We start from the raw sequence: 3,600 nt of genomic DNA, 5'->3' as shown, positions 1-3,600 counted from the left end.
GTCGCCGTGGGCTGGGCGGGGTATGTCGTCAGCCTGCTTGCTGATTTCGGGATTCATATCCCGGCGCAATTCACCGGCCCGGCCGGCCACGTCCTGATGAAGGACGGCGTACCGGTGCTGATCGACGGCCAGACCGTCACGACCATCTTCAACCTCCCCGCCTTCCTCATCTGTATCGCGCTGGCGATCCTGCTGGTGGTCGGCGTGTCGGAATCGGCCAAGGTCAACAACCTGATCGTCGCGATCAAGGTCAGCGTGCTGACCGCGTTCATCGTCGTCGGCGGCCTGATCGTGATCTCGCGCTTCGGCGAGCTTTCCGCGGCCAACTGGGTCCCGTTCATCCCGGAGAACCAGGGTGACGGTAAGTTCGGCGTCGACGGCATCATGCGCGCCGCATCGATTGTCTTCTTCGCCTATATCGGGTTCGAAGCGGTCTCGACCGCGGGTCAGGAAGCGAAGAACCCGGCCAAGGACATGCCGTTCGGCATCATCGGGTCGCTGATCGTCTGCACCATCATCTACATGCTCGTCGCGGCGATCATGACGCTGCTGGTGCCGTACGGCACGCTCAACGTGCCAGACCCCGTCGCGGTGGTGGTCGATGCCTTCGGCGCGCAATGGGCGTGGCTGGCCAAGACGATCAAGATCGGCGCGATCATCGGCCTGACCTCGGTCGTGCTGGTGCTGATGTATGCGCAGACGCGCATCTTCTACACCATGGCGCGCGACGGCCTGCTGCCCAAGGTGTTCTCGACCGTCCACCCGAAGTTCAAGACGCCGTGGGTCAACACGCTGCTGGTCGGTGTGTTGACGGCGGTCGCCGCGGGCTTCTTCGACATCAACGTGCTCGGCGACATGACCTCGGTCGGTACGCTTGCGGCGTTCGCGATCGTCTGCCTCTCGGTCATCTACCTGCGTCGTTCGGCGCCGGAACTGCCGCGCGGTTTCAAGGTGCCGCTCTATCCGATCACGCCGATCCTCGGCATCCTGTCGTGCGTCTATCTGATCACGACCGTGCCGGTCGGCGTCCTGACCTTCTTCCTCTGGTACATGCTGGGCGGGATCGTGCTGTATTTCGTTTACGGCATGTGGAACTCGAACCTGCAGCATGGCGAGCCGCAGGACGATGCGCCCGAGATGGGCGAGTTCCCGGCCCCGGTCGGCGAGCAGCCCTGAGGGCCGCGACACCAGCGCAAACAGAAAGGGCCGGGGTGTTCCCCGGCCCTTTTTTTGTTCTGTCAGTGAGACAACGCGCCTGACCCTTCACGTCGTCCCGACCTTGAGCCGGGACAGGGCTGCCTTTCCCGACAGAGGAGAGAAAGCCCGGCCCCGGCTCAAGGCCGGGGCGACGAATGGGGGAAGCGCCGCATGCGGTTCAGCAGGTCAGGCGAACTTGGCGGCGACTTCCTTGAGGTCCGCTTCGGGCCGCGCGCCATAGTGGGAGATGATCTCCGCCGCGCAGGCAGCGCCGAGCTTCAGCGATTTCTCGACGTCCCAGCCCTGCGCTTGGCCGTGCAGGAAGCCGGCAGCGAACAGGTCGCCAGCGCCGGTGGTGTCGACCACCTTCTCGATCGGCTCGGCAGCGACGGCAACGCGCACGCCGTTCTGCACCGCAATCGCGCCCTTTTCGCTGCGGGTGACGACCAGGGTCGGGACCTGCGCCGCGATCTTCTCGACCGCCGCATCGAAATCCTCGAGTTGGGCGAGCGCGAGCAGTTCATTCTCGTTCGCGAACAGGATGTCGACCAGACCCTCCGCGATCAGCGCGCGGAAATCGTCGCCGTGCCGGCTGATGCAGAACACGTCGGACAAAGTGAAAGCGACCTTGCGGCCAGCGTCACGCGCGATCTGGATCGCGGCGCGCATGGCCTGGCGCGGCTCTTCCGGATCCCACAGATAGCCTTCGAGATACAGGATCGCGCCGCTGGCGATGAGGTCGCGATCGAGCGCGGCTTCGGGCAGGAACTGCGACGCGCCGAGGAAGGTGTTCATCGTGCGCTGGCCATCCGGCGTCACGAAGATCAGGCAGCGCGCGGTAGTCGGCTGGCCCGGGCGGACCGCGGTGCCGAAATCGACGCCGGCAGCGCGCAGGTCGTGGCCGAACACCTGACCCAGCTGGTCGTCGGCGACCTGGCCGATAAAGGCGGTGCGGCTGCCGAGTGCGGCCATCCCGGCAACGGTGTTCGCCGCCGAGCCGCCCGAAACCTCACGGCCCGGGCCCATCTTTGCATAGAGCGCATCGGCCTCTTCGGGCGAGAACATGAGCTGCATCGAGCCTTTGGCGACGCCGATTTCTTCGATGAAGGCGTCCTCTGCCTGGGCGAGAATGTCGACAATGGCGTTGCCGATCGCGACGACGTCGTGGGTGGGTGCGGTCACTTTTGTCTCCGGAGAATAGATGTCGCGCGCCTATAGTGCAGCGCGGCGTGGCGCAACTGCGTTGACTTGGCGGACATCGCCCAGCAACGATGTCCATATGGTCCAGGCGCTGCTTCTTTCGATCGGCCAGCTGTTCGACAAGCGCATCGTCGCGGTGTTCGCCAAGTCGATGCTGGTGACGCTGGCGATCTTTGCCGCATTGGGCGCGGGGCTGTGGTTCGGGATCGACTATCTCGTCGCCACCTATCTCTCCGCCAGCCAGAGCGTCGCGAGCCTTGCCGCAGCGACCGCCATCCTGATCGCATTGCTCGGCGCGTGGCTGTTGTTCCGCGTCATCGCCATCGCGGTGATCGGGGTGTTCGCCGACGAGGTGGTGCACGCGGTCGAGGCGAAACATTATCCCGACCGCTTTGCCACCGCGCGCGACCTGAGCTTTGCGCGATCCGCCGCGATGGGCCTGCGCTCCGCCGGGCGGGCGTTGCTGGTCAACCTCGCGCTGTCGCCGCTCTATCTGATCCTGCTCGTCACCGGAGTCGGGACGGCCATCGCCTTCTTCATCGTCAACAGCTGGCTGCTCGGCCGCGATCTGGGGGACATGGTCGCGGTGCGGCACATGCCCGCGCAGGAGCTGCAGCGCTGGCGGGCGCGTACCCGGCTGGCGCGTTTTGCCACGGGCGCGGCGGGAACCGGATTGTTCTTCATCCCGTTCGCCAATCTGATCGCGCCGATCGTCGGCGCGGCGATGGCGACGCACATGTTCCACCGGAGAAAAACCAAGTGAAAGCGATCGCGGCCCTGTCCGCTTTGGTCCTGCTGTCCGCCTGTGGCGGCGGGGGCGTCATCCCGCCGCCCGGCCGCGCCGCGCCGGTACCCGTGCCGCAGCCGGGCATGGCCGCCCTGACCACCGTGATGGGGGCGAGCGCCAATGCGCTGACCGCGCAGTTCGGCCGCCCGCTGCTGGACGTGACCGAAGGCAGCGCGCGCAAGCTGCAGTTCGGCAACGGCACCTGCGTGCTCGACGCCTATCTCTACCCACCCAAGTCCGGGCGCGGCGATCCGGTTGTGACGTTCGCCGAGACGCGCCAGCGCGACGGGTCGCCGATCGATCAGGCGAGCTGTGCGGCGGCGATCCGGGCGAGCCGGGCGGGGCGGTAGTTCTGGCTTAAGAAGAAGAAGAAGAAGAAGACCCTCCCCAACCCCTCCCGCAAGCGGGAGGGGCTT

The 3,600-nt window shown here is 66.1% G+C and carries 4 protein-coding genes; 3 read left to right on the top strand and 1 reads right to left on the bottom strand.

From position 1 onward, the window contains the following. A partial coding sequence (locus AX681_RS10240; RefSeq protein WP_066682196.1) for an amino acid permease occupies positions 1 to 1,176 on the top strand: 1,176 nt, incomplete at its 5' end. Between the two features lie 207 nt (positions 1,177 to 1,383). Here AX681_RS10240 and AX681_RS10235 read toward each other — a convergent pair. After that, positions 1,384 to 2,379 (bottom strand): adenosine kinase, encoded by a 996-nt coding sequence (locus tag AX681_RS10235; protein ID WP_066664151.1) that lies wholly within the window; start codon positions 2,377 to 2,379, stop codon positions 1,384 to 1,386. 19 nt (positions 2,380 to 2,398) lie between these two features. Here AX681_RS10235 and AX681_RS10230 point away from each other — a divergent pair, with 19 nt between their 5' ends. Together AX681_RS10230 and AX681_RS10225 are read left to right on the top strand one after the other, a co-directional pair. Continuing rightward, positions 2,399 to 3,160 carry an EI24 domain-containing protein gene (locus tag AX681_RS10230; RefSeq protein ID WP_331710006.1) on the top strand — a complete coding sequence of 254 codons (762 nt, stop codon included), beginning with the start codon at positions 2,399 to 2,401 and terminating at the stop codon, positions 3,158 to 3,160. Next, positions 3,157 to 3,534, top strand: a complete 378-nt coding sequence (locus AX681_RS10225; protein WP_066664147.1) for a hypothetical protein — start codon at positions 3,157 to 3,159, stop codon at positions 3,532 to 3,534. Before AX681_RS10230 ends, AX681_RS10225 begins: the two co-directional genes overlap by 4 nt. Positions 3,535 to 3,600: the final 66 nt, after the last annotated feature.

Source organism: Sphingomonas sp. CCH9-E2 (assembly GCF_001557215.1).
GTDB lineage: Bacteria > Pseudomonadota > Alphaproteobacteria > Sphingomonadales > Sphingomonadaceae > Sphingomonas.
Note: the sequence above shows the minus strand (reverse complement) of the source record. Positions and strands in the feature narration are given on the sequence as shown.